Source organism: Paraburkholderia sp. J7, from assembly GCF_905220155.1.
Lineage (GTDB): Bacteria > Pseudomonadota > Gammaproteobacteria > Burkholderiales > Burkholderiaceae > Paraburkholderia.
The window spans coordinates 58647-81676 of the sequence record NZ_CAJMYZ010000026.1 but is presented as its reverse complement, the minus strand read 5'-3'; the positions used below and the strand labels follow the sequence as shown (position 1 = coordinate 81676).

The 23030-nt window shown below is 65.2% G+C and carries 21 protein-coding genes; 13 read left to right on the top strand and 8 right to left on the bottom strand.

Translation table 11 applies throughout. From position 1 onward, the window contains the following. Positions 1-13: 13 nt before the first annotated feature. Positions 14-1390: an LLM class flavin-dependent oxidoreductase gene (locus U5A58_RS33430; RefSeq protein ID WP_321964636.1), complete on the bottom strand. Its 1377-nt coding sequence runs from the start codon at positions 1388-1390 to the stop codon at positions 14-16. Here U5A58_RS33430 and U5A58_RS33425 point away from each other — a divergent pair. Next, positions 1389-1637, top strand: a complete 249-nt coding sequence (locus tag U5A58_RS33425; RefSeq protein WP_321964635.1) for a hypothetical protein — start codon at positions 1389-1391, stop codon at positions 1635-1637. The two genes, U5A58_RS33430 and U5A58_RS33425, sit on opposite strands and share 2 nt — an antisense overlap. 70 nt (positions 1638-1707) lie before the next feature. Further along, positions 1708-3828 carry a tetratricopeptide repeat protein gene (locus U5A58_RS33420; protein ID WP_321964634.1) on the top strand — a complete coding sequence of 707 codons (2121 nt, stop codon included), beginning with the start codon at positions 1708-1710 and terminating at the stop codon, positions 3826-3828. Between the two features lie 67 nt (positions 3829-3895). Here the strand turns inward: U5A58_RS33420 and U5A58_RS33415 are convergent, their stop codons facing one another. Beyond that, positions 3896-4114, bottom strand: a complete 219-nt coding sequence (locus tag U5A58_RS33415) for a hypothetical protein (protein ID WP_321909262.1) — start codon at positions 4112-4114, stop codon at positions 3896-3898. A 164-nt stretch (positions 4115-4278) separates the two neighbouring features. Between U5A58_RS33415 and U5A58_RS33410 the strand changes: the two genes are divergently transcribed. The 3 genes from U5A58_RS33410 (at position 4279) to U5A58_RS33400 (ending at position 7466) form a co-directional block, all read left to right on the top strand. Next, positions 4279-4626 (top strand): DUF1330 domain-containing protein, encoded by a 348-nt coding sequence (locus tag U5A58_RS33410; protein ID WP_321909264.1) that lies wholly within the window; start codon positions 4279-4281, stop codon positions 4624-4626. Between the two features lie 157 nt (positions 4627-4783). Beyond that, positions 4784-5257, top strand: coding sequence for a hypothetical protein (locus tag U5A58_RS33405; RefSeq protein ID WP_321964633.1), 474 nt, complete (start codon positions 4784-4786; stop codon positions 5255-5257). A gap of 79 nt (positions 5258-5336) precedes the next feature. Beyond that, positions 5337-7466 (top strand): phosphocholine-specific phospholipase C, encoded by a 2130-nt coding sequence (locus U5A58_RS33400; RefSeq protein ID WP_321964632.1) that lies wholly within the window; start codon positions 5337-5339, stop codon positions 7464-7466. 20 nt (positions 7467-7486) lie between these two features. On the opposite strand, the gene U5A58_RS33395 is transcribed toward U5A58_RS33400, so the two are convergent. Continuing rightward, the gene (locus U5A58_RS33395; protein ID WP_321964631.1) at positions 7487-7684 is read right to left on the bottom strand and encodes a hypothetical protein; all 198 of its coding nucleotides are present in this window, start codon (positions 7682-7684) and stop codon (positions 7487-7489) included. Between the two features lie 89 nt (positions 7685-7773). On the opposite strand from U5A58_RS33395, the gene U5A58_RS33390 reads away from it, so the two are divergent. Further along, the gene (locus U5A58_RS33390; protein WP_321964630.1) at positions 7774-10014 is read left to right on the top strand and encodes a TonB-dependent siderophore receptor; all 2241 of its coding nucleotides are present in this window, start codon (positions 7774-7776) and stop codon (positions 10012-10014) included. A 200-nt stretch (positions 10015-10214) separates the two neighbouring features. After that, the gene (locus tag U5A58_RS33385) at positions 10215-11657 is read left to right on the top strand and encodes an NAD-dependent succinate-semialdehyde dehydrogenase (RefSeq protein ID WP_158760264.1); all 1443 of its coding nucleotides are present in this window, start codon (positions 10215-10217) and stop codon (positions 11655-11657) included. A gap of 32 nt (positions 11658-11689) precedes the next feature. Here U5A58_RS33385 and U5A58_RS33380 read toward each other — a convergent pair whose 3' ends face one another. After that, positions 11690-12088 carry a GFA family protein gene (locus tag U5A58_RS33380; RefSeq protein ID WP_321964629.1) on the bottom strand — a complete coding sequence of 133 codons (399 nt, stop codon included), beginning with the start codon at positions 12086-12088 and terminating at the stop codon, positions 11690-11692. 224 nt (positions 12089-12312) lie between these two features. Between U5A58_RS33380 and U5A58_RS33375 the strand changes: the two genes are divergently transcribed. Both U5A58_RS33375 and U5A58_RS33370 read left to right on the top strand, forming a co-directional pair. Further along, entirely contained in the window at positions 12313-13371 is a 1059-nt protein-coding gene (locus tag U5A58_RS33375) for a catalase family peroxidase (protein ID WP_321964628.1), read from the top strand. After that, positions 13368-13910 carry a cytochrome b gene (locus tag U5A58_RS33370; protein ID WP_321964627.1) on the top strand — a complete coding sequence of 181 codons (543 nt, stop codon included), beginning with the start codon at positions 13368-13370 and terminating at the stop codon, positions 13908-13910. The genes U5A58_RS33375 and U5A58_RS33370 overlap by 4 nt, the downstream gene beginning before the upstream one ends. Positions 13911-13961: 51 nt before the next feature. On the opposite strand, the gene kdgT is transcribed toward U5A58_RS33370, so the two are convergent. Beyond that, positions 13962-14978: a 2-keto-3-deoxygluconate transporter gene (gene kdgT, locus U5A58_RS33365; RefSeq protein ID WP_321946287.1), complete on the bottom strand. Its 1017-nt coding sequence runs from the start codon at positions 14976-14978 to the stop codon at positions 13962-13964. Between the two features lie 289 nt (positions 14979-15267). Between kdgT and kduI the strand changes: the two genes are divergently transcribed. The 3 genes from kduI (at position 15268) to kdgR (ending at position 17867) form a co-directional block, all read left to right on the top strand. Next, positions 15268-16104 (top strand): 5-dehydro-4-deoxy-D-glucuronate isomerase, encoded by an 837-nt coding sequence (kduI, locus tag U5A58_RS33360; RefSeq protein ID WP_321964626.1) that lies wholly within the window; start codon positions 15268-15270, stop codon positions 16102-16104. 43 nt (positions 16105-16147) lie between these two features. Then, entirely contained in the window at positions 16148-16918 is a 771-nt protein-coding gene (gene kduD, locus U5A58_RS33355) for a 2-dehydro-3-deoxy-D-gluconate 5-dehydrogenase KduD (RefSeq protein ID WP_321909282.1), read from the top strand. A gap of 127 nt (positions 16919-17045) precedes the next feature. Next, a complete protein-coding gene (gene kdgR / locus U5A58_RS33350) occupies positions 17046-17867 on the top strand; it encodes a DNA-binding transcriptional regulator KdgR (protein WP_321964625.1) in 822 nt (273 codons plus the stop codon). On the opposite strand, the gene U5A58_RS33345 is transcribed toward kdgR, so the two are convergent. Genes U5A58_RS33345 through U5A58_RS33335 form a run of 3 tightly spaced genes read right to left on the bottom strand, consistent with a single transcriptional unit; the run spans position 17864 to position 22104 of the window. Further along, the gene (locus U5A58_RS33345; RefSeq protein WP_321964624.1) at positions 17864-19369 is read right to left on the bottom strand and encodes an efflux transporter outer membrane subunit; all 1506 of its coding nucleotides are present in this window, start codon (positions 19367-19369) and stop codon (positions 17864-17866) included. The two genes, kdgR and U5A58_RS33345, sit on opposite strands and share 4 nt — an antisense overlap. A gap of 16 nt (positions 19370-19385) precedes the next feature. Continuing rightward, positions 19386-20975 carry an MDR family MFS transporter gene (locus tag U5A58_RS33340; RefSeq protein WP_415774334.1) on the bottom strand — a complete coding sequence of 530 codons (1590 nt, stop codon included), beginning with the start codon at positions 20973-20975 and terminating at the stop codon, positions 19386-19388. Next, complete coding sequence (locus U5A58_RS33335; protein ID WP_321933543.1) at positions 20965-22104, bottom strand: HlyD family secretion protein; 1140 nt, start codon at positions 22102-22104, stop codon at positions 20965-20967. Before U5A58_RS33335 ends, U5A58_RS33340 begins: the two co-directional genes overlap by 11 nt. 95 nt (positions 22105-22199) lie before the next feature. Between U5A58_RS33335 and U5A58_RS33330 the strand changes: the two genes are divergently transcribed. Continuing rightward, positions 22200-22922, top strand: coding sequence for a CerR family C-terminal domain-containing protein (locus U5A58_RS33330; RefSeq protein ID WP_321964622.1), 723 nt, complete (start codon positions 22200-22202; stop codon positions 22920-22922). Positions 22923-23030 lie beyond the last annotated feature (108 nt).

The window sequence follows — 23030 nt, the reverse complement described above, 5'->3', positions numbered from 1 at the left end:
TGACTCCAGGGCATCAAACGCCCGGCTCGAGCGCCTCTTCACGCACATGTCGCGAGCCGGGCCGCTTCAAGCCGAGATGCTCACGCAAAGTGCGCCCCTCGTACTCGCTGCGAAAGAGTCCGCGCCGCCGCAATTCGGGCAACACGAGCTCGACGAAATCGGTCAGCGAGTCGGGCAGCAGCGCGGGCATGACGTTGTAGCCGTCCGCGCCGTAGTTCACGAAGCGCTCCTCGAGCGCATCGGCAATTTGTTCTGGTGTCCCAACCAGTTGCCAATGCCCGCGCGCGCCTGCAACACGCAGGTATAACTGGCGCAACGTCAGGTTTTCGCGGCGCGCAAGCGTCAGCGTGAGCGCCTGGCGGCTCTTGCTCGCATTGGTTTCCGGCAGTTCGGGAATCGGGCCGTCGAGCGGGTAGCCCGATAGATCGAAGCCGCCCGTCAACGTGGACACCATGGCGAGCCCCACCGCCGGGTCGATCAACGCCTGCAGTGCTTCGAACTTCTCGCGCGCTTCGGCCTCGGTGCGCCCGACAATCGGCATCACGCCCGGCATGATCTTCAGATCGCCCGGGTCGCGTCCGTATTGCGCCATGCGGCCTTTTACGTCGGCGTAGAACGCCACGGCGTCTTCCAGCCTCTGCTGCGCGGTGAAAATCACTTCAGCCGTACGCGCGGCGAGCGCCTTGCCTGCCTCGGAAGAACCCGCCTGCACGACCACGGGCCGCCCCTGCGGCGCGCGCGCCACGTTCAGCGGCCCGCGCACCTTGAAGAACTCGCCGCGATGCGCGAGCACATGGCGCTTCGCGGGATCGAAGAAGCGGCCGGCGGCTTTGTCGTGCAGGAAAGCGTCATCGTCCCAGCTGTCCCACAGCCCTTCCACGATGTGCGCGAATTCGGCGGCGCGCTCATAGCGCGTGGCATGCGCGAGATGCTCGTCGAAGCCGAAGTTGCGCGCCTCGTGCTCGCTCGACGACGTGACGAGATTCCACCCTGCGCGCCCGCCGCTGATGTGATCGAGCGAAGCGAACTTGCGCGCGATGTGATACGGCTCGTTGAACGTCGTGGATGCCGTGCCGACGAGGCCGATGCGCTCCGTGACCGCCGCGAGCGCCGAAAGCAGCGTGATCGGCTCGAACTGCGCGACATAGCTGTGCGCGGTGCGGCTCAGGAAGTCGGTGTTGTCGCCACGTGTGCCCGAGCCGTCCGCGAGAAAGACCAGATCGAATTTCGCGGCTTCGGCGATGCGCGCCAGTTCGACGTAATGGCGAAAATCGCTGCCCGCGTTGGCATTCGCATGCGGATGCCGCCATGCCGCGATATGGTGGCCAGTGGGATAGAGAAAAGCGCCGAGACGCAGATGACCGCGCCGTGTTCCAGCAGATTGGCTCATGATGACAGGCGTTGCGCGCGAGAAAGAGGACCCGGCTCATTCTCTTGCGCGCGGCGGCCTGTCGCCACGAAGAAATCGCCACATCGATATGCCTGCGCGCGCAAAACGGCGCGCCTTACGATGCACCCACGCCCGCGTCCGCCTGCAAGCGCTCTGCAAGCCTTGCCCCGCCGGCACGCTTGATCGGCTGAATAACGGCAACGTATGCGCTCAGTTCGCGCCGTTGCCTGAGCCCGAGCTGTCGTAAGCTCGACACTGCCCCATTGTTCGTGCCGCCCAGGCGTCGCACACCGGCCCCGACGATTTTCACTGTGACCATGACGACGCCCCTCGCGCCCGCCCTCGACGACCTCCTGCGCGAAGCCAATGCGCTGTGCGAAACGCACCGCTTTGCCGATGCGCGCGCCTTGCTCGACCCGCACATCGGCCAGCCGCCCGACGACGCGACGCTCGCGCCGGCGCTCAATCTCGCGGCCTTGAGCGCAATGGGCACGGGCGACGCGGCTCGCGCCCAGGCGCTGTGGCAGCGCTGCCTCGCAGCAAAGCCAGACTTCGCGCAGGCATATAGCGGTCTCGCCGCGCTCTTTGCGGCGCTTGGCGGACTCGATCAAGCCGAGGCCCTCTATGAACGGCTGCTGATGCTTACGCCCGCCGACGCCGACGCACGCAGCAACCTCGGCGTCGTACTGCAGCGCCAGGCCCGCCACGCCGAAGCGGAAGCTGCCTTTCGCGCCGTGCTCGCGCACCGCCCAGCTCACGCCGACGCCCACTACAACCTCGGCCTGCTGCTGCAAGGACAAGACCGCCACACAGAAGCCGAAAGCGCGTTGCGCGCCGCCATCGCCGCGAATGGGCGCCATGCAAAGGCGTACAACGCGCTGGGCGCACTACTGCGTGACGCGGCGCGCGGCGACGAAGCCGCCGACGCCTTTCGCCAGGCCCTGCTGATCCAGCCGCAGTATCCGGAAGCGCTCAATAATCTCGCGATGCTGCTGAAGGCGTCCGGCAAACTCGCGGAAGCCGAACTCGCGGCGCGCCTTGCATTGCAGATTCGCCCCGGTTTCGTCGATGCGCTCAACAACCTCGGTTGTGTGCTCACCGACCTCAAGCGCGTGCCCGAAGCAGAAGCCGCCTTTCGCCAGGTGCTCGCGCTCGCGCCGAACCACGCCGAGGCGCACTACAACCTCGGCGTCGCGCTGCATACGCTCGAGCGGCTGCCCGAGGCCGAAGCGGCGTATCGCGAGACGGTGCGCCGCCTGCCGGGCCGCGTGGAGGCCTATAACAATCTCGCCTGCGTGCTGATGGCGCTCGGGCGGCGCGGCGAAGCACTCGACGTGCTCAACGAAGCGGTGGCCGTGCGGCCCGATTTCGCCGAGGCGCACTTCAATATCGCGAGCCTGCACAAGGAATTTGGCCGGCTCGACGAAGCGGAGGCCGGCTACCGCCGCGCGCTCGATGCGAACCCCGAATACGGCGACGCGAAATTCCGCCTCGCCACGCTGCTCATCAGCATGGGGCGCTTCGAAGAAGGCTTCGCGCGCTACGAATGCCGCTATACGATGCCCGGTTTCGTGCATTACGCAACGCAACGCCTGCTGCGGTGCCCGGCCTGGCAGGGCGAGCCGCTCGCTGGCAAGTCGCTGCTGCTGTGGCAGGAAGACGGCCTCGGCGACATGCTGCAGTTCGGGCGCTATGCGCGCGTGCTCAAGGCGCAGGGCGCGGCGCACGTCGCATTCGCCTGCCAGCCGCCGCTGCACCGGCTCTTTCGCGGCGTGGAAGGCATCGACGCCGTGCTCGACCATGAAGCCGGTGCGGCAGCGGCCGGCCAGTTCGACTGCTGGGTGAGCCCGATCAGCGTGCCCCACCTTCTGGGCACGACGCTACAGACGATCCCCGCGCCGCTCGCCTGTACGCCCGAGCCCGCGCTCGTCGAACACTGGGGCGCGCGCCTCGCCACGCTCGCGCCGGGCCCGCGCATCGGCGTCGTCTGGAAGGGCAACCCGAAGCATTTCAACGACGCGCATCGCTCGCTGCCATCGCTTGCCGCGCTCGCTCCGCTGTGGAACCTGCCGGGCGCGCAGTTCGTGAGCCTGCAAAAAGGCCAGGGCGAAGACGAAGCGCAGAATCCGCCTGCGAGCCTGCCGCTGCTGCACCTCGGCAGCGACGTGCGCGACTTCGTCGATACGGCGGCGATCATCGCGCAGCTCGATCTCGTGATTTGCGTGGATACGTCTACCGCGCATCTGGCGGCGTCGCTCGGCAAGCCGTGCTGGGTGCTGCTGCCGCAATACGATCTGGACTGGCGCTGGATGCACGAGCGCGAAGATTCGCCGTGGTACCCAGGCACGATGCGCCTGTTCCGCCAGCGCATGAACGAAGCATGGAGCGCCGTTGTGGAGCGCGTGCGCGCGGCGTGTGCGGAGCGCTTTGGCGTTTGAACCGTGTTTGAACCGTGTTTGAAACGCGGCGCGAAGATTCGGGGGACGAGCAAGGCGCTTGCGCGCCTCAATCCCAGATGTTGCGGAACGCCACGGCGACGATCACCGGCACGCACATCACGAGCGGAATGGCGAAGTACGGAACCTCCAGATCGACCACCCACTTGTAGATGAGCCAGCCAATACCCAGCGCGAGCGTGAGCACGCCCACGAGCGCCGTGAGGGTGTTCAGCAGCCACTTGGGCGGCGGCTTGCGCGCGGGTTTATTCTCGGGTGACGGGTTCATGGCGGCGGTGACGAAAAGCGAAAACGTCTCGATCCGGGCTGTGGATGGTCATGTATTTTACCCCGCCGCAGCGGCCGCATTACCTCCCAGGTAATCGATTCCCCGCCCTGCGCGCCCTATTCTCGCAAGCGTTGGCCCACCCTTTCACGCTCACGAGACCTGCCATGACCGCCTACGCCATTGCCCATCTGCGCGACGTCGAACCTTGCCCCGAGATTGTCGAATACCTGGAGAAGATCGACGCCACGCTTGCCCCTTTCGGCGGCCGCTTCATCATTCACGGCGGGCGCGTGGAGCGGCTCGAGGGCAAGTTTTCCGGCGATCTCATCATGATCGAATTCGCGAGCCGCGAAATCGCGCGCGCGTGGTATCGCTCCAGCGCCTATCAGGCGATCCTGCCGCTGCGCGCGGAACACTCGCACGGCGAAGTGTTCCTGATCGATCAGGTCGAGATGCCGCATCGCGCGACCGACGTGCTGCGTCCCGCTCACGAAAACAGCCCCGCAAAGTGAAAGCATTTCGTTAGCCGCCAATCGGCGGCGAATGATTTTCGCGCGCCACGTTTGCAAAGCAAATTCATCGCTCGCAAACGTTTTCGCGTGTTTCACAATTCTTTCTTCATCGACAGCGAAACTGTGCGCGACCCATCCCCACAGAACGGATGCGCACATGAGAATACGCCGTCCCAACCGCGCGTCGACGACCCTGTCGACCGTGGCGATCGTTGTACTCGCAACCATCATGCTCGATGCATGCGGCCCGGGCTATGGCTCGTCGGCAGCTTCATCGACGCCGGATGCATCGGAAAGCCAGAGCGCCGCTACGGCATCGCCTTCGCCATCGCCATTGGCCAATAGCGCGCGAATCACGCCGTTGCCGACGCCCGACGCGAACACGGCGGCGAACACGGCGGCGAATGCATCGACGAACGCTTCGGCTAACCCGAGCGCCATCCCCGCCTACGGCGCGAACGCGGCACCCGCTGCGAACACCGCGAGCGACCCCGCGCAAGGCGCGCGGGCCAGCCTCGCCGCCGACAGCGACCAGGTCACGCCGGTCATGAGCTATGCGCCTGGAGACAGCGCGCAGACCCAGGCCAGCAACGGCAGCGACTCCAGCAGTTCAGCAACGTCCAGCCATTGAAGCACTGCACCCTGTGTGCACCTGTGCCAGTACACCGTCGGGCACGACACTCCAACCTCAAGCAGAAAGGTGAACAACAATGACGTCAACCAGCCGTCGCCGTTTCCTGCAGACCGTCGCGCAGTCGGGCGCCGCAGCCGCAGCGATGACCGTTCTTCCCGAATCGATCCGCAACGCGCTGGCCATTCCGGCCAATTCGCGCACGGGCACGATCCGCGATGTCGAGCACATCGTCGTGTTCATGCAGGAGAACCGTTCGTTCGACCATTACTTCGGCCATATGCGCGGCGTGCGCGGCTATAACGACCGCCTGCCGATTCCGCTGCCGGGCGGCCTGCCGGTGTGGTATCAGCCTTCGAAGGAAGATGCCACGAAGCCCGTGCTGCCGTTCCACCTCGACACGTTCAAGACGAGCGCGCAATGCGTGGGCGACCTCGACCACTCGTGGTACCCCACGCAGTACGCGATCAACAACGGTCTGTACAACCAGTGGCCGCAGTACAAGACCGACATGACGATGGGCTATTACCTGCGCGCGGACATTCCGTTCCACTACGCGCTCGCCGATGCGTTCACGGTGTGCGACAACTACTTCTGCTCGCTGCCTGGCCCGACGCACCCGAACCGCTCGTATCTGATGACCGGCATGGTCGATCCGACCGGCACGATGGGCGGCCCGCTGCTCGACAACAACGACTACGTGGACGGCGACGTGCCGCCCACCTACCAGCTGCTTTCGTGGACGACCTACCCCGAGCGCCTGCAGGCCGCCGGCATCTCCTGGCAGATCTATCAGCAGGGCACGAACGGCAGCGACCCGCTGAACGGCAACTACGGCACCAACATCCTGCAGAACTTCGCGAACTTCATCAACGCGCAGCCGGGTTCGGCGCTCTACCAGCGCGCGCAAACGGTGCGCACGATCGCCGATCTGAAAAACGATGTACTCCAGAATAATTTGCCGCAAGTCTCGTGGCTGCTGCCGCCCGCTGCGTTCTCGGAGCACCCGAAGTACACGCCGGCCTATGGCGCGGAATACACCTCGCAAATCATCGAAGCGCTCACGTCGAACCCCGACGTGTGGAGCAAGACCGTGCTCTTCATCATGTATGACGAGAACGACGGCTTCTTCGACCATATCGTGCCGCCGCAACCGCCCACGACGTCCACGCAGGGCAAGTCGACGGTGAGCGTGGAAGGCGAGATCCACAACGTGGTCAACCCGCTGCGCGGCGGCAAGTACACCGCCGACGGCCTGCCCTACGGCCTCGGGCCGCGCGTACCGATGACGGTCGTCTCGCCGTGGACCAAGGGCGGCTTCGTGTGCTCGCAGGTGTTCGACCATACTTCGGTGATCCGCTTCATCGAAGCGCGATTCGGCGTGCAGGAGCCCAACATCACGGCATGGCGCCGCGCGGTGTGCGGCGACCTCACCACGTGCTTCGACTTCCGCACGCCCGACGCCACGATGCCCACGCTGCCCGACACGAGCAACTACATGACGCTCGCCGACAACCAGTGCTCGGCCAACTCGGCGCCCACGGTCCCGGCCACGCCGCTGTCGATCGACGCGCAGGAGCCCGGCGTGCGTTACGCGCGCGCACTGCCCTACGAGCTGCATGTGAACGCGAAGGCCAATGCGCAGAACAACACGCTTTCGATCACGTTCGCGAACACGGGCCGCCAGGGCGCGCACTTCTACGTGTACGGCACGAACCGCAGCGACGGCCCGTGGCGCTATACGGTCGAAGCCGGCAAGGCGCTCGACGACACGTGGGACCTGAGCGCGACGAACGGCGTCTACGCGTTCGAGGTGCATGGTCCGAACGGCTTCGTGCGCCGCTTCGCGGGCACGGCCGCGCAATCGGGCCCGGGCAAGTCCGGCCGCGCACCGGCGCCTGCCGTGACGGCGCACTACGACGTGGCCAACGGCAACCTCTTCCTCAAGTTCACGAACGCCGGAACCAGCGTCGCGCACCTCAACGTGACCGACAACGCCTACGGCGCACACGAGCGCAACGTGGTCGTGCCGGCGGGCGGCTTCATCGAGGAACCGTGGATCCTCGCTTCGAGCCATCACTGGTACGACCTCACGGTCACGAGCCGCGACGATGCGGCGTTCGCCTGGCGCTTCGCCGGACACGTCGAGAACGGCCGGCCGAGCATCAGCGACCCCGCGGCCGTCACGCCGGTCACCAAGGTGGGCTGAGCCCAGCGCAAGTCACGGCCTTACGTTTTCTTTTCTGTTTCCCTTGTTGCGGCGCCTTCGGGCGCCGTTTTTTTTCCTGTCTGCCCAAGGCATTGCGGTAGGGCCACCTCGCCCGAAACGCATAAAAGTGCGGCAAGCGCAAGGAATGGCGCTTCAAGATGCGGCGATTTTGCAACCTTACGGGTTGCTTTATGCTTTTTATTGTAGATGCGAATCATTTGCATTAATATTCCGAACGCTTTCAAGGCGGTTACGCATCAAGACCACCTTTCCGCCGCATCTGTCGCGATCAATTCATCAGAAGAATATGCATAATCCTGCCGCCGCACGCTGCTCCCGCCTCGACACTGTTCGCTTCCGTTTATGCGCTCCGCGCGCCCGCCGTGCCCAACTCAGCGCCGCGCTGCTGGTCAGTGCCGGCGTTACGCTCATCACGCTTTCCACGCCTGGCTGGGCGCAGGAAAATGCCCAGGCCGAAACGCAAGACAGCACGCAAACCGGCAGCACCCAGGCCCTGCCCACCGTCAAGGTCAGCGCCGCGCGCGACAGCCAGGCGGCCTCGCCCGATCGCGTGAGCGCGGGCGCGCTCGGCAATCGCAGGCAGGTGGACACGCCGTTCTCGACCAATGTGGTGACAACGGAGGAAGGCAAGGATCGCCTCGCCTCCACGGCCAACGATCTCTTCAAGTACGACCCGGCCGTGACCGATGTCGGCAACAACATGACCGGCGAAAACTCGGCGTTCAGCATTCGCGGCTTGCCGGTCGACATGCTCAACGGCGTGAAGGTGGACGGACAGAACTTCCCCTCGTGGGACACCGAGCTTTCGCTCGAACAGTTCGAGCAGGTCGAGATGCTCAAGGGGCTTTCGGGCTTCATGTACGGTTTCGCCAACCCGGGCGGCATCGTCAACTACGTGCTCAAGCGCCCGACCGACGACCCGTACCGCAGCTTTTCGATCGGCTACCAGTCGGCGGGCGTGCTCAGCCAGAAGATCGACCTGGGCGGCCGCTTCGGCCCGGACAAGCAGTTCGGCTATCGCCTCAATCTCGTGAACGAAGACGGCAACACCGCCGAAGCGAATGGTCACGTGCGCCGCCAGGTGGCCTCGCTTGCGCTCGACTACCGCATCACGCCGGACCTCACGTGGACCGTCGACGCGTTCTACCAGAAACGCAAGACCACCGGCACGCTGTTCGGCATCTACTTCGGCTCCGACGAGAACGGCAATCCGCTGGGCATTCCCGACGCGAGCAAGGTCACGCGCCAGCTCACGCAGCCGCAAAACTGGTACGAAACGGAGATCGCCTCGTTCGGCACGGGGCTCGACTATCGCTTCTCGGAGAACTGGCACGCGAATATCAAGTACCGCTTCGCCAAGGAAAACCGCTACAACTCGGACAGCCTGCTCTCCGTCTTCAACACGCAAGGCGACTACTACAACACGCTGTATGCCGCGTTGACGCGCTACTTCTATCAGAACGTCGATGCCAACGTGCAGGGCAAATTCAACACCGGCCCGTTCAAGCATGACGTGGTGGTGGGCGCGAGCTACCAGTCGCAGCAAAACGAATACGACAACAGCGAAGGCTGGAACGACGGCTATTTCCTCGGCGTCGGCAATATCTACGGCAGCACGCTGCTCACGAACGACGCGGTGCATATCGGCGAGAACCTGTACCGCCACGAGATCACCACGCAAACCGCGCTCTACGCGAGCGACACCGTGCAACTCACTTCGCGCCTCTCCGCGCTGCTGGGTCTGCGCTATACGCAGTTCCGCGACACCACCTACAACCCCGACCAGTCGCAGGCGTCGAGCTATAGCGCGAACCCGGTTACGCCGACCGCCGCGCTCATGTTCAAGCTCGACCCGAATTCGACGCTCTACGCGAGCTATGTCGAAGGCCTGCAGCAAGGCGGCGCGGCGAGCAACACGAATGCCAACTATCCGCAGACCTACGGCCCGCTCAAGAGCAAGCAGTATGAAGTGGGCTTCAAGGCCGACCATCGCGACTGGGGCGCCAACCTCGCGCTGTTCCGCGTCGATCAGGGCTACGAGTACACCAATACGGCGAACGTCTTCGTGCAGAGCGGCACGAAGCGCTACGACGGCGTGGACGCGAGCGGCTGGCTGCAGGTCGCCAACGACTGGCGCGTGCTAGGCGGCGTGATGTGGCTCGACGCAAAGGCCGTGGACGTGGACGACCCGAGCGTGGAAGGCAAGCGCGTGTACGCCACGCCGCGCTTCACGCTCACGGGCCGCGTGGAGTACAACCCGTCGTACCTGCGTGCGCTCACGGTCGCGTTCGGCGGCAAATATGTCGGCAATATGGCCGTCGATGCCGCGAACACGCAGTTCGTCTCCGCCTATACGACGTGGGACCTGAGCGCGAAATACGAAACCCGGGTGGCCGGCAAGGACGTCACGCTGCGCGCGGGCGTGAACAACCTGTTCAACCGCCGCTACTGGACCGCGGCGTGGGGCTATTACGTGATGCCGTCGGCCACGCGCACCTTCGTTGCCAACGCAACGCTCGAATTTTGATCGGCTGACACGCTTTTCTCATAGTGTGGGTTAAAAAGGGCCAATGTCTCCGGACATGGGCCCTTTCCTTTTGCACGCCCTGCAGCATCGGCGATCCAGTGGCACAATGGGCGCTCCGCATTTTCCGGCTCCCGCCTGCGCGCATTGCCGTGCGCGCGGCGGGAGCCTGTCGTTGAACCGTTGAAAAGGATCGTCCCATCATGAGTTCCAGCGTGAAGCCCTATCCCAACACCCAGATCTACATCGACGGCGCATGGCGCGCCGGCGCGAAGACGATTGCTGTGATCGACCCCGCGACCGAAGCGGAAATCGGCCGCCTGAGCCTCGCGAGCGAGCAGGACCTGTCCGATGCGGCCACCGCGGCCGAGCGCGCGTTCCGCGAATGGCGCAAGGTTTCGCCGCTCGAGCGCAGCAAGCTCATGCGCCGCGCCGCGCAACTGCTGCGCGACCGCGCCGACGACATCGCCGCGATCATGACGCGCGAACAGGGCAAGCCGTTTGGCGAAGCGAAGCTCGAAACGCTCGCGGGCGGCGACACGATCGACTGGTTCGCCGAAGAAGGCCGCCGCACCTATGGCCGCGTGATCCCGTCGCGCTCGGACGCCGTTCGCCAGATCGTCACGCGCGAGCCGGTGGGCCCGGTCGCCGCGTTCACGCCGTGGAACTTCCCGCTTAACCAGGCCGTGCGCAAGGTGTCGGCCGCGCTCGCCTCGGGCTGTACCGTCGTGCTCAAGGGACCGGAAGAAACGCCGGCCAGCTGCGCCGAACTCGTGAAGGTGTTCGCCGACGCGGGCCTGCCCGCCGGCGTGCTGAACCTCGTGTTCGGCGTGCCCGCGGAAGTGTCGTCGTACCTGATCGCGCATCCGGCTATCCGCAAAATCTCGTTCACGGGCTCGACGCCGGTGGGCAAGCTGCTCGCCTCGAAGGCCGGCGAGCATATGAAGCGCGCCACGATGGAGCTGGGCGGCCACGCCCCGGCCATCGTGTTCGCCGACGCCGACGTGCCGCGCGCCGCCAAGCTGCTCGCGAGCGCCAAGTTCCGCAATGCGGGTCAGGTCTGCATCTCGCCCACGCGCTTCATGGTGGAAGACGCCGCGTATGACGAGTTCGTCGAGCACTTCGTTGCGACCACGCGCGCGATCAAGGTCGGCAACGGTCTCGAAGACGGCGTGCAAATGGGCCCGCTCGCGAACGACCGCCGCCTCGCGGCAATGGAACGGCTCGTTGCCGACGCGCGCGAACAGGGCGCGAAGGTGCTGACGGGCGGCGAACGCGTGGGCCGCGAAGGCTACTTCTTCGCCCCGACCGTGCTCACCGACGTGCCGCTTTCGGCGCGCATCATGAACGAAGAGCCGTTCGGCCCGATCGCGCCGATCTCGCGTTTCTCGAGCTACAAGGACGCGATCGCCGAAGCGAACCGTCTGCCGTACGGTCTCGCCGCGTATGCCTACACGCGTTCGAGCGCGACTTCGGCCGCACTCTCCGACGACGTGGAAACCGGCATGCTGTCGATCAACCACCACGGCCTCGCCCTGCCGGAAACGCCGTTCGGCGGCGTGAAGGATTCGGGTTACGGCTCGGAAGGCGGCAGCGAAGCGATGGAAGCCTACCTCGTCACGAAGTTCGTTACCGAACATCGTTGATCGCTTCTCGTTGAAGCGCGCTTCCCGGCCGCTTACGGCTCGGGAAGCGCACGCGGAAATTGTGGCAAGCCGTCCGCGAGTTGCACCCACGCCAGCTTTTGCGAGGTCCAGGTGTGATTCTCGGGCGGCGCGTCATCGGGGCGATCGAGTGTGCCGGTCGCCACGTCGATCTCGCCCGCGAACGCCGCATGGCGGTAGGTGAGCGGCGTGCCGCAGTCCGCACAGAACGCGCGCTCCACACCCGGACTCGATACATGCGTTTTCGTTGCGCCCGCAACGAGCTGGAACGCGCTCCACGGCACACTGACCCAGCCGACGAACGGCGCGCCCGTTGCGCGCCGGCAATCCACGCAATGGCACACCGTGCTGCCAATCGGCGCAGCTGAGATCTGGTAGCGGACCTTGCCGCATAAACAGCCGCCAGTCAGCATCGCTCTCTCCTTTGCACATCGATTGTGACCACCGCTTTCAGCGCTGTAATCACAGCCCGCCCGAGCATCGTTGCACGATTTCACTTCGCACACGGAATAAATCGCAATGACGTATTGTTGACGCCAGTAACGGCCTTCACGCCATCGACTGGATCCATCATGCACACACTCGCACACTTTTCGCTTTCGATCGCGTTGCGGCACGCGCGCACGGGAGCACGCCCGTGAACCGCGCCCCGATCTGCGTGCCATGCCGGCTCGCGGCCATTGCGGCTGTGGTTGGTTGCGCTGGCGCGGCATTTGCATGGACGGCCGGCTGGCTCACGCCGGAACGCCTCACCGCGCCGCATATCATCAATACATTCGAGTCGAACTACGGCATCCATGCGGGCTATCGGCGCAATCACGCCAAGGGGCTCTGCGTGGAAGGCTGGTTCGAGAGCAACGGCAACGGCGCACAAGTCTCGCGAGCGGCCGTGTTCGCGCCGGGACGCACGCCCGTAATCGGGCGTTTCGCCATTCCCGGCAGCAACCCCTCCGCGCCCGATGCGAGCACGCCCGTGCGCAGCATGGCGCTGCTCTTCCAGCTGCAGAACGGCGAACAGTGGCGCACCGGCATGAATTCCGTGCCTGTCTTTGTCGTTCGCACTCCGCAGCAGTTCTATAGCCAGCTCGTCGCCTCGAAACCGGACCCGGCAACGGGCAAGCCCGACCCCGCGAAACTCGACGCCTTCTTCCAGGCGAACCCGGAAACGCTGCCGTTCCGCAACTGGCTAAAAGCGAACCCGCCCTCCTCCAGTTTCGCGAACACGGCGTTCTACAGCGTCAACGCGTTCATCGCAACCGATGCCGCAGGCAATCAGCACGCCGTGCGCTGGCAGACCGTGCCCGAAGTGGCTTATGCACCGCAAACGGCCGCAGAAAAAGCCGACCCGAATTTCCTGGCCGACGACTTCAGCACGCGTTTCGCAGGGGGCCCGCTACGTTGGCGTCTGGTGCTCACGGTCGCCGCACCCGGCGACCCCACGAACGACGCCACGCAGGGATGGCCGGCTGACCGCCAGCAGATCGACGCCGGCACACTGGTATTGCAGCGCGCCGAACCGCAGGCAAATGGCATGTGCCGCGACGTGAACTACGATCCGACCATCCTGCCCAACGGCCTGAAGCCTTCCGACGATCCCCTGCTCGCCGCCCGCTCGGCAGCGTATTCCGTTTCGTTCAATCGACGCACGCATGAGGAAGCCAACCTCGCGCAATCGCATGGAGGCGCGCAGCCATGAAGCAACCGGGCCAACACTTCAGCGCACTCCAGCGCCTTCTGCATTGGTCGATGGCAGTCCTGATCGTCACGATGCTGTTCGTGGGCGTGGGGATGGTCGCGACGGTCTCGCGGCTGCATGACACCCTGCTCGCGCTCCACCGGCCGCTAGGCATCGCACTGCTTGCGCTCGTGCTGCTGCGCCTCTACGTCCGGCTCACGCGCGGTGCGCCGGCATTGCCCGCCGATCTGCCGATCTGGCAGCGCCTTGGCGCGCACACTTCGCATCTCGCGCTCTATGCGTTGATGATCGCAATGCCGCTGATCGGCTGGTCGATGCTGTCCGCAGGCGGCTATCCCATCGTCATGTTCGGCGGCGTGCACCTGCCGCCCATCGTGCCGCACGATGTCACGCTCTACGCCTGGCTGCGCGCCGCGCATACATGGCTTGCCATGGCGCTCTACGCGACCGTTTTGCTACATCTGGGGGCTGCGCTCTTTCACGCGCTCATTCGCCGCGACGGCGTGCTCGCCAGCATGGCGCGTGGCGAAGTGCGCTGAGCGCTACGTGGACGAAGCGAGGTTCCCGCGCGCGGGAACCTCGCCTTTACATCAAATATGAGCGTCGCGTCCGGCCACTGGCGGCACGGGCGGTTCCATGAGTTCCTGAAGCAGCGCATCGCGCGCGCTTCGGCGACGCACCCACAGCGCCGTGAGCATCGGCACGAGGATCGCCGTCACGAGACAGGCCGTGGCGACCATTGCGGTTGCCGCCGGCACGAGCGGCTTGAAACTCGGAATCATCTCTCCGATGATGGCCGGATTCGCGACCGCCGCGCCCGCCGTGGACGAAGCCGCGAGCCCCGCCGCGCCGTTGCCGCCCGCAATCAGCCGGTCGGCGAGAATCAGCGGAATACCGGTCACGACGATCACGCCAAGCCCGAGCATCACGCCCGGAATCCCGCTCGTGACGATCACATTGAGATCGATGCCGTTGCCAAGCGCAAAGCCAAAGAACGGAATGAGCGGATGCACGCAGCGGCCGAACAGTTCACGCAGATCGCTGTCGAGATTGCCTAACGCAAACCCGACCAGAAACGGCAGCACGGCGCCCACGAAAAGCCGCGGCTCGAAAAAGGCCACGCCGGTCGCGCCGAGAATGAGCATGCTCACGAGCGGCCCCGACTCGACGGACATCAGCACGAACGCACCCGCCTCTTCTTTCGTGCCGTATTGCTGCATCACGGCCGCATAGAGACCGCCGTTGGTCATGTCCATCGACGTCGTGATGGCGAGCACCGAGAGCCCGGCGAAGAGCCCGGTCTTCACACCGTCAATCGGGATGAAACGCGCGGCGACCAGCGTGGCGACCCAGGCCACGATCATCTTCGTGACGAGCAGCGTGCCGGACTTGCGCAGCACGGTGCCGGTGGCGCGCAGGTCGATGGTCGCGCCCATGCAGAAGAACCACACCGCGAGAATCGGCACGGTGCCGGTGATCAATCCATTGGTGAACGAACCAAAGTACTTGCCAGCGCCTGGCGCGAACGTGTGAACACAGGCGCCGAGCAGCAGCGGCACCAGCATCAGGCCGCCGGGTATGCGGTCTATCGCCTTCTTCAGCTTCATGTCTCCTCCGTGGACCTTGCATCCGGTTGCCGGATCGGCACGTTGGTGCGTCCGGCTTTTTCTCGCGGTGCTCCCTTTCCGGAAACAGGATAGCAGCGTGAAAGGAACGCTGTTCCGATTTTTGAGCCGAAAATCATCAACGTTTACCCGCGAATGATTCACTATCTGGGCAGACCGCTTGCCAAGCATGCTACGGCGTCGCAACATTTCCGGACCGACGTTCCGAAAATGTGAATCTGCACTATAGTCCACGAGAGACGGCGCGCCGCCCATCCAACGGAGACATGGCATGGAAGTCAGACAAAGCCTCAACAGCGACTACGCGAAGACGCTCGACACGGCGGGATTGCGTCGCGAGTTCCTGATCGAACAGGTATTCGAACCCGATGCGCTGAAACTCACCTACAGCCACGTGGACCGCATCATCGTGGGCGGCGCGTTTCCCGCCACGCGCGCGGTCGAGGTGAGCGCCGCGCTCGGCAAGTCGATCGGCGTGAGCTATCTGCTGGAGCGGCGCGAACTGGGCGCGATCAATATTGGCGGCGACGGCTGGGTCGACGTGGATGGCGTGCGCCACACGGTGCGCAACGAGGAGGCGATCTATATCGGCAAGGGCGCACAGGCGGTCGCATTCGGCAGCGACGATCCGGCGCGGCCCGCGAAGTTCTACCTCAATTGCGCGCCCGCGCATACCGCATATCCCACACGCACCATTTCGTTATCCGAAGCGTCTCCGCAAACGCTCGGCGAAGCCACCACGAGCAACCGCCGCACGATCTACAAGTTCATCGTGCCCGAGGTGCTGCCCACCTGCCAGCTTTCGATGGGCATGACCCAACTCGAACCCGGCAGCCTCTGGAACACCATGCCGTGCCACACGCACGAGCGGCGCATGGAGGTGTACTTCTATTTCAACGTGGCCGACGACGCCGCGGTCTTCCACATGATGGGCGAGCCGCATGAAACGCGGCACATCCTCGTGCACAACGAGCAGGCGGTGATCTCGCCGAGCTGGTCGATTCACTCGGGTGTCGGCACGCGCGCCTATACGTTCATCTGGGGCATGGTCGGGGAGAACCAGGTGTTCGGCGACATGGACCATCTTGCGGTACGCGACCTGCGCTGAACCACGCTCTGGCATAGATCCACGATACGAGGCCCGCGCACTCATGGCATCCAGCACGTTCAATCCATTCGATCTCAGCGGCAAGATCGCCATCGTCACCGGCAGCAACACGGGGCTCGGCGCCGGCATGGCGCTCGCACTCGCACAGGCCGGTTGCGACGTCGTCGGCGTTTGCCGCGCCGGGCCCGGCGACACGCCTGCACGCGTCGAGGCCCTGGGACGCCGCTTCGTCGACGTGCGTGCCGACCTCGGTTCGATCGCGCCGGTGGAGGACATCGTGCACGCAGCGGTCGAAGCCTGTGGACGGGTCGACATCCTCGTGAACAATGCCGGCGTGATTCGCCGGGATGACGCCCTCACCTTCGGCGAGGACGACTGGGACGCCGTCATGGACGTCAATCTCAAGAGCGTGTTCTTTCTCGCCCAGGCGGCGGCGCGCCAGTTCGTCGCGCAGGGCAGCGGCGGCAAGATCATCAATATCGCGTCGATGCTGTCGTTTCAGGGCGGCATTCGCGTCGCTTCCTATACGGCCTCGAAAAGCGGCGTGCTGGGCCTCACGCGCCTGCTCGCGAACGAATGGGCCGCGCACGGCATCAACGTGAACGCGATCGCGCCCGGTTATATGGCGACCGCGAACACCGCCGCGTTGCGCGACGACGCCCAACGCAACGGCGAGATCCTCAACCGCATTCCCGCCGCCCGCTGGGGCGCACCGGACGATCTCGCGGGGCCCGTGGTGTTTCTCGCCTCGGCGGCGTCGGATTACGTGCACGGCCACACGCTCGCCGTGGACGGCGGCTGGCTTGCGCGCTAGTCCGCGCGGCGCGCGTGGGACGCGGTATGCTCCCGTCAGAGAGTCACAGGGACCAGCAACAATGGCGGCAAGCGTAGAAAAAGCAGCAAATTCGGGTATGGGGCAGCGCGGCGCACAGGAGCACGCAATGAACGAAACGGACAGCAGCACGGAAAAAGGCGAATCGGTCTCGTCGATCGGCCGCGTGTTCGCGATCCTCGGCGCGCTCGGCGAGAAGGGGCCGATCGGCATCAGCGAGCTTTCGCAGCGCCTCGCGCTTTCCAAAACCACCGTGCACCGCGTGCTGCAAACGCTGAAGGCGCTAGGCTATGTCGCGCAGGAAGTCGAGACTGACCGCTATCGTCTGACGATCCGGCTGTTCGAACTGGGCGCGAAGGCGCTCGAAAGCGTCGACCTCGTGCGCGAGGCCGACATCGAAATGCGGCGCATCGCGCAGGCCACGCGCGAAGCGGTGCACCTGGGCGCATTCGACGAAGACGCGATCATCTACATCCACAAGATCGACTGCGATTACGGCCTGCGCATGCAGTCGCGCATCGGCAGGCGCAATCCGCTGCATAGCACCGCCATCGGCAAGGTGCTGCTCGCGTTCATGCCGCCCGCCAACGCGCAGGAAACGCTCTCGCACGTGGAATTCAGAAAGTCCACGCAAAAGACGCTCACATCCGCCGACGCGGTGCTGAACATACTCCCGCACGTGCGCGAACAAGGCTATGGCGAAGACAACGAGGAACAGGAAGAGGGTTTGCAGTGCCTGGCCGTGCCGGTGTTCGACCGCTTCGGGCATGTGATCGCCGGCCTCTCGATCTCGTTTCCGACCATGCGCTGCGGCGCGGACACGAAAGCGCACTATGTCGCCCTGCTCAAGCGCGCGGGCGCGGCGATCTCGGCGCGGCTCGGCTATTGCGAGCCGGCCGCGCACGAGCATGCGAGCGCCGAACCCGGTTAGCCCGGCGTTGCCCCTGCAGCGGCCGTGGCCGTCGTCGTGGTCTGCCAGCCGAGACCCAGGCTCTTCTGCAGCGACACGAAGTCCTTGAGCAGATCAGCCTGGCCTGACACCACGTTCTGCTGCGCGGTGAATTCCGTGCGCTGCGTGTCGAGCAGATCGACAAGGCTCGACGCCCCGGCGCGATAGCGCTGGCGCATGAGCGTCGCGGAACGCTCGGCGGAAACCTGCACTTTCTGCAAGGTCACGAGATGCTCGCGCTGATAGCCATAGCGCGAGAGCGAAGCGTTTGCGTCCTGCAGCGCCGCCAGCACGGCCTTTTCGTAGCGCGCCTCGGCTTCGTCGCGCGACGCTTCTGCGCCCCGCACCGCGCCCAACGTGCGCCCGAAGTCGAACAGGTTCCACTGCAGATACGGCGCCCCTACCCAGCTGAAATTGTTCTTGCGGAACAGGTGGCCCGGCTCCGCCGCCGAAAAGCCGAGGTCGCCGAACAGCGTGAGCTTGGGCAGGAAGTCCGCTACGTGCTCGCCGATCTGCGCGTTGCTCGAGGCGAGACGACGCTCCGCCGCGCGAATGTCAGGACGTTGCGCAAGCATCGTGGTGGGATCGCTCACCGGCACGCTTGCGGGCAGCATGGGCAGCGGCTGCGCCGTGGCAAGCTCCGCGTCCAGCGCGCCAGGCGCCTTGCCCGTGAGCACCGCCAGCTGATCCAGCGATATTTCCACTTGCGCCGCGAGCGGCGTAAGGGTGGAGCGCGTGTTTTCCACCTGCGTGGTGAGCCGCTCCACGTCGACTTCGGCGGCGGTGCCGCCTGCGCGTCGCTGCTCGGTGAGCGTGAGCATCTCCTGCTGCAGTTGCGCCGTGTGCTGCGCGATGGCGAGGCGCTGCTGCTCGTCGCGCAGGTCGATGTAGGCTTGTGCGACTTCGGCGGCAAGCGATACCTGGGTGTCCGCAAGATCGGCGTTCACGGCATCGGCCTCGTCGCTCGCCGCTTCCACGGCGCGGCGCGTGCCGCCGAACAGGTCGATCTCCCACGACGCGTCGAAACCCGCCGTGTAGAACGTGATCGGGCCGCCGCCCGAAGAACCGCTCTGCCCCGAGCTGCTGCCCGACGTCAATGCGCTCAGGTTCGGCTCGCGCATGCGGATCGCCGCCGCGCTTGCGCCGACCTTCGGCAGTTCGGCGGCGCGTTGCTGCTGCAGTTGCGCGCGTGAGGCGCGCAAACGCGCCTGCGCCGCGCGCACATCGGGATTGTGGACGAGCGCCGCTTCGATCAGCGTATTCAGTTGCGGGTCGTTCAGTGCGAGCCACCATTGGCTCGGCGCACGCGCGGGTGTCACGCCTTGCGCCGGTGTGCGCATGAACGACGCGGAATTCGCCGCTTCGGGCGCTACGGCCGGTGCGCCGCGATAGTCGGGACCCACGGTGCAAGCGGCCAGCGCGCAGGCGGCAGCGAGCACGCTCAACGCGGTATAAGGAAAACGGGAGTAACGGGTTGCCGTCATGAGTCAGAGATAATCTTCAGTGGCCGCCGGACGGCGCTTGCGCGCCGGGCTGCGGCTTCTTGAGCAGGAGCGCGAGCGGCACGCATGCCGCCAGTGCGATGCCGAGCACCCAGAATGTTTCGGAGTACGTGATGACCATCGATTGCTGCGAGATCTGCGCCGCAATCTGGCCGAGCGCCTGCATTTGCGAGTGCGCCATGTCGCCTGTCTGCGTGAACCAGCTGGCCGCGCTCGAAGCCACACGCTCCTGGCCGATGATCGAATTGGCGCTCAGCGATTCGCGCAGCACGGCGCTATGGAAAGCCTCGCGCCGGTCGATGAGCGTGCCGATGATCGCAAGGCCGACCGAGCCGCCCAGGTTGCGCGCCATGTTGTAGAGCCCGGCCGCGTCGCCGGAATCTTCGCGCGACACCGCCGCCATCGAAGCCTGGTTGAGCGGCATCATCGCGAGCATCTGCGCCACGCCGCGCACGAGCTGCGACCACACGAAATCGTGGCCCACACTCTGCGCCGTGAGCGAAATATCGAGCATGCAGCTCAGCGTGAAGAGCAGCAGCCCGGACACCACGAGGATGCGGAAATCCACCTTGCCCAGCAAGCGCGGCAAGATCGGCATCACGAGGAACGCGGGCAGCCCCGAAAGCAGCATGATCGCGCCGGACTGCTGGGCGTTGTAGCCGGCCACGAGGCTCAAAAACTGCGGCAGCAGGTACGAAATGCCGTAAAGCCCGGCCCCCACCGCGAACACGATGATGATCACGCTCGCATAACGCGGATTGCGCATGAGCGAGAGGCGCAGAATGGGCTTTTTCGCGGTGAACTGCGAAAGCGCGATGAGCGCCATGCCCGCGAGCGTGACCCACGTGAGCGTGACGATGAAATGCGACTCGAACCAGCGTTCGCGCTGCCCCTCTTCGAGCACGACGGTCAGCGAGCTAAGCCCCACCGCCAAGCCGATAATGCCGAGCCAGTCCGCCTTGAGAAAGGATTCCCAGTGCGGCCGGTCGGGTTCGAGCCCGACGATCAGCAGCGTGATGAGCGCGAGACACACCGGCAGGTTGATGAAGAAGCACCAGCTCCAGCTGATGTTCTCCGCGAGCCAGCCGCCCACGACTGGCCCGAGCAGCGGCCCGAGCAGCACGATCAGGCCGAACACCGTCATGCCCACGGGCAGCTGCGAAAGCGGCAGGCGCGTGCGGATGATGGTCTGGCCGGTCGGGATCATCGCGCCCCCAGTGAAGCCCTGGCCAATGCGCCCGGCGATCATCATGCCAAGCGTGTTCGACCAGCCGCACATCATCGAAAAAGCGATGAACAGCGCCGAGTTCGCCAGCAGGAAATTTCGCAGACCGAATACACGCGTGAGCCACGCGGCGAGCGGAATCATCACGATCTCGGACATCAGATAGCCCGTGGAGATCCACGTGCCTTCGGTGCCCGTCGCGCCAATTTGCCCCTGGATCTGCGGCAGCGCCGAGTTCGTGATCGAGATGTCGAGCGTCGCCATCAACGCGCCGAGCGCGCCCGCCGCCACGGCGATCCAGTCGGCGACACTCGCGCGCTCGCCATGCGGATGCGGCACTGCTGCCGCAGCCTTATTCGCCACGGTGGTTCTCTTGATCGATACGGCGGTCGTCCTCGCGCGCGGAGCGCGTGTCGACATCGACCGTCACCGACATGCCCGGCAGCAATACGCTGCGCGTTTCCGGCCCGGTTTCGAGGCGGATGCGCACCGGCACGCGCTGCACGATCTTCGTGAAGTTGCCGGTGGCGTTCTCCGGCGGCAAGAGCGCGAACTGCGCACCCGTGCCCGGCGAGAAGCTGTCCACCACGCCGTGCAGCGTGTGGCCAGGCAGCGCGTCGACATGCAGTTCCACGGGCTGGCCCGCTCGCATGCGGCCAATCTGCGTTTCCTTGAAGTTCGCCGTGAGGTAAGTGCTTTGCACCGGCACGACAGTCAGCATGCGCGTGCCCGGCTGCACGTACTGGCCCACGCGCACGCTGCGGTCGCCCACGCGGCCCGCAAGCGCGCTCTTCACCACTGTGTTGTCGAGGTCGAGTTGCGACTGCGCGGCACTCGCACGCGCCGCTTCGAGCTGCGCGCGCGCCTGCGAAAGTTGGGCGTTCACCGCCGAGATCTGCGAGCGGGCGGACGTGACGGCGGCAGCGTCGGCGGCGAGCGTGGCCTGTGCCTTGTCGCGTTCGCTCTTGAGTTCGGCCAGCCGCTCGGTCGTTTCCGCACCGGTCGCCGCGAGCGGTGCGTAGCGCGCCACTTCGTCGTTCGCGTGGCGCAGGCTCACCTGGGCGACTTCCTGCTGCGCCTGTGCCTGAACGACGTTCGCCCGCTGCTGCTCGATCTGCGCCTGTGCATGCTCGATGTCAGCCGTGCGCGCATCGACAGTGGCCTGCGCCTGGTCGAGCGCGACCTGATACTGGCGCGCGTCGAGTTTCACGAGCGGATCGCCCACCTTCACGGCCTGGTTGTCGGCCACGTAGACGTCGGTGACGTAGCCGCTCACCTTCGGCGCAATCGTCACGCTGTCGGCCTGCAGATAGGCGTCGTCAGTGGATTCGATGAAGCGCCCGACGACCCACCAGTGGCCAAGCCACACCGCCGCGGCGACGAGCGCCGCGAGTCCCAGCAGGATCAGAAGGGTTCGTTTCGCGCCGCTTCGCGCGGGCGCAGTGGCGGCGTCCGGAACATCGCGTCCGGGCGCGCCTGCAGTCGTAGACATATTGTTGTTTCTCAATTTATTCCAGTCGGCAAAATTATTCCACTTGGAAAAACTGTGTCAAGTGTTATATTTCGCAGGGATACGAAAGGAAATGCATGAGCGAAGGTAAGAAACTGCGACGTTCGTCCGAAGGAGGCTATGCGCGTGGCGACGAGACACGCCGCAAGATCATCGAGGCGGCGATCAGCCTGTTTGGACAGCACGGCTTCGACGGCGCCTCCACGCGCGACATCGCCGCGCGCGCGGGTGTGAACGCGCCGGCGTTGCAGTATTACTTCGAGAACAAGGAAGGCCTCTACCGCGCCTGCGCGGAGTGGATCGCCGACGAGTCGTGGCAGTCGTTTGCGCCGGCCGTGCAGCGCGCACGCGTTGCGCTCGAACGCAACGCGGACATCGAAGCGCTGATCGACGCGTTCATCGACATCCAGTCGGCCGTGGCCGACCGTTCCTTCGTCAAGCAGCACGGGCCGGACCAGCGCCTCTTCTTCGCGCGCGAACAGGGCGGCGGCGAGCCGGAGATCGGCTCGGAAATCCTGCGTGAGCGCGTGCGCACGCCGCTGAACACCATCAACGTGCAACTGCTCGAGCGCATTACCGGCATGCCGGCCGACGATCCGCTCACCGTGGTGCGCATGTTCAGTTTGTACGGGCAGTTTCTGCTGTTCTTCATCGCACGCCGCTCCACGCTCACGATGCTCGGCTGGGACGATATCGACCGCGCGAAGGCCGACTTCCTGAAGGCGAGCATCGCGGAACAAACGCGTGTGCTGCTGCACCACTGGAATCGCGAGCGCGACAAGCACAATCGCTCAGAATAACTAAGCATTATTCAGGCGGCCGGCACACTCCTGCGGCGCCAGCGGGGAGCCCTCGCGGCGCGTTGCTGCGCATGTTAGTGTTCGGGATTCCCTCTCGCATGGAGCCGC

Coding starts and splice junctions, on each gene's coding strand:
- U5A58_RS33425 (WP_321964635.1), top strand. CDS start 1,389: ATGATGACAGGCGTTGCGCGCGAGAAAGAGGACCCGGCTCATTCTCTT.
- U5A58_RS33430 (WP_321964636.1), bottom strand. CDS start 1,390: ATGAGCCAATCTGCTGGAACACGGCGCGGTCATCTGCGTCTCGGCGCT.
- U5A58_RS33420 (WP_321964634.1), top strand. CDS start 1,708: ATGACGACGCCCCTCGCGCCCGCCCTCGACGACCTCCTGCGCGAAGCC.
- U5A58_RS33415 (WP_321909262.1), bottom strand. CDS start 4,114: ATGAACCCGTCACCCGAGAATAAACCCGCGCGCAAGCCGCCGCCCAAG.
- U5A58_RS33410 (WP_321909264.1), top strand. CDS start 4,279: ATGACCGCCTACGCCATTGCCCATCTGCGCGACGTCGAACCTTGCCCC.
- U5A58_RS33405 (WP_321964633.1), top strand. CDS start 4,784: ATGAGAATACGCCGTCCCAACCGCGCGTCGACGACCCTGTCGACCGTG.
- U5A58_RS33400 (WP_321964632.1), top strand. CDS start 5,337: ATGACGTCAACCAGCCGTCGCCGTTTCCTGCAGACCGTCGCGCAGTCG.
- U5A58_RS33395 (WP_321964631.1), bottom strand. CDS start 7,684: ATGATTCGCATCTACAATAAAAAGCATAAAGCAACCCGTAAGGTTGCA.
- U5A58_RS33390 (WP_321964630.1), top strand. CDS start 7,774: ATGCATAATCCTGCCGCCGCACGCTGCTCCCGCCTCGACACTGTTCGC.
- U5A58_RS33385 (WP_158760264.1), top strand. CDS start 10,215: ATGAGTTCCAGCGTGAAGCCCTATCCCAACACCCAGATCTACATCGAC.
- U5A58_RS33380 (WP_321964629.1), bottom strand. CDS start 12,088: ATGCTGACTGGCGGCTGTTTATGCGGCAAGGTCCGCTACCAGATCTCA.
- U5A58_RS33370 (WP_321964627.1), top strand. CDS start 13,368: ATGAAGCAACCGGGCCAACACTTCAGCGCACTCCAGCGCCTTCTGCAT.
- kdgT (WP_321946287.1), bottom strand. CDS start 14,978: ATGAAGCTGAAGAAGGCGATAGACCGCATACCCGGCGGCCTGATGCTG.
- kduI (WP_321964626.1), top strand. CDS start 15,268: ATGGAAGTCAGACAAAGCCTCAACAGCGACTACGCGAAGACGCTCGAC.
- kduD (WP_321909282.1), top strand. CDS start 16,148: ATGGCATCCAGCACGTTCAATCCATTCGATCTCAGCGGCAAGATCGCC.
- kdgR (WP_321964625.1), top strand. CDS start 17,046: ATGAACGAAACGGACAGCAGCACGGAAAAAGGCGAATCGGTCTCGTCG.
- U5A58_RS33345 (WP_321964624.1), bottom strand. CDS start 19,369: ATGACGGCAACCCGTTACTCCCGTTTTCCTTATACCGCGTTGAGCGTG.
- U5A58_RS33335 (WP_321933543.1), bottom strand. CDS start 22,104: ATGTCTACGACTGCAGGCGCGCCCGGACGCGATGTTCCGGACGCCGCC.
- U5A58_RS33330 (WP_321964622.1), top strand. CDS start 22,200: ATGAGCGAAGGTAAGAAACTGCGACGTTCGTCCGAAGGAGGCTATGCG.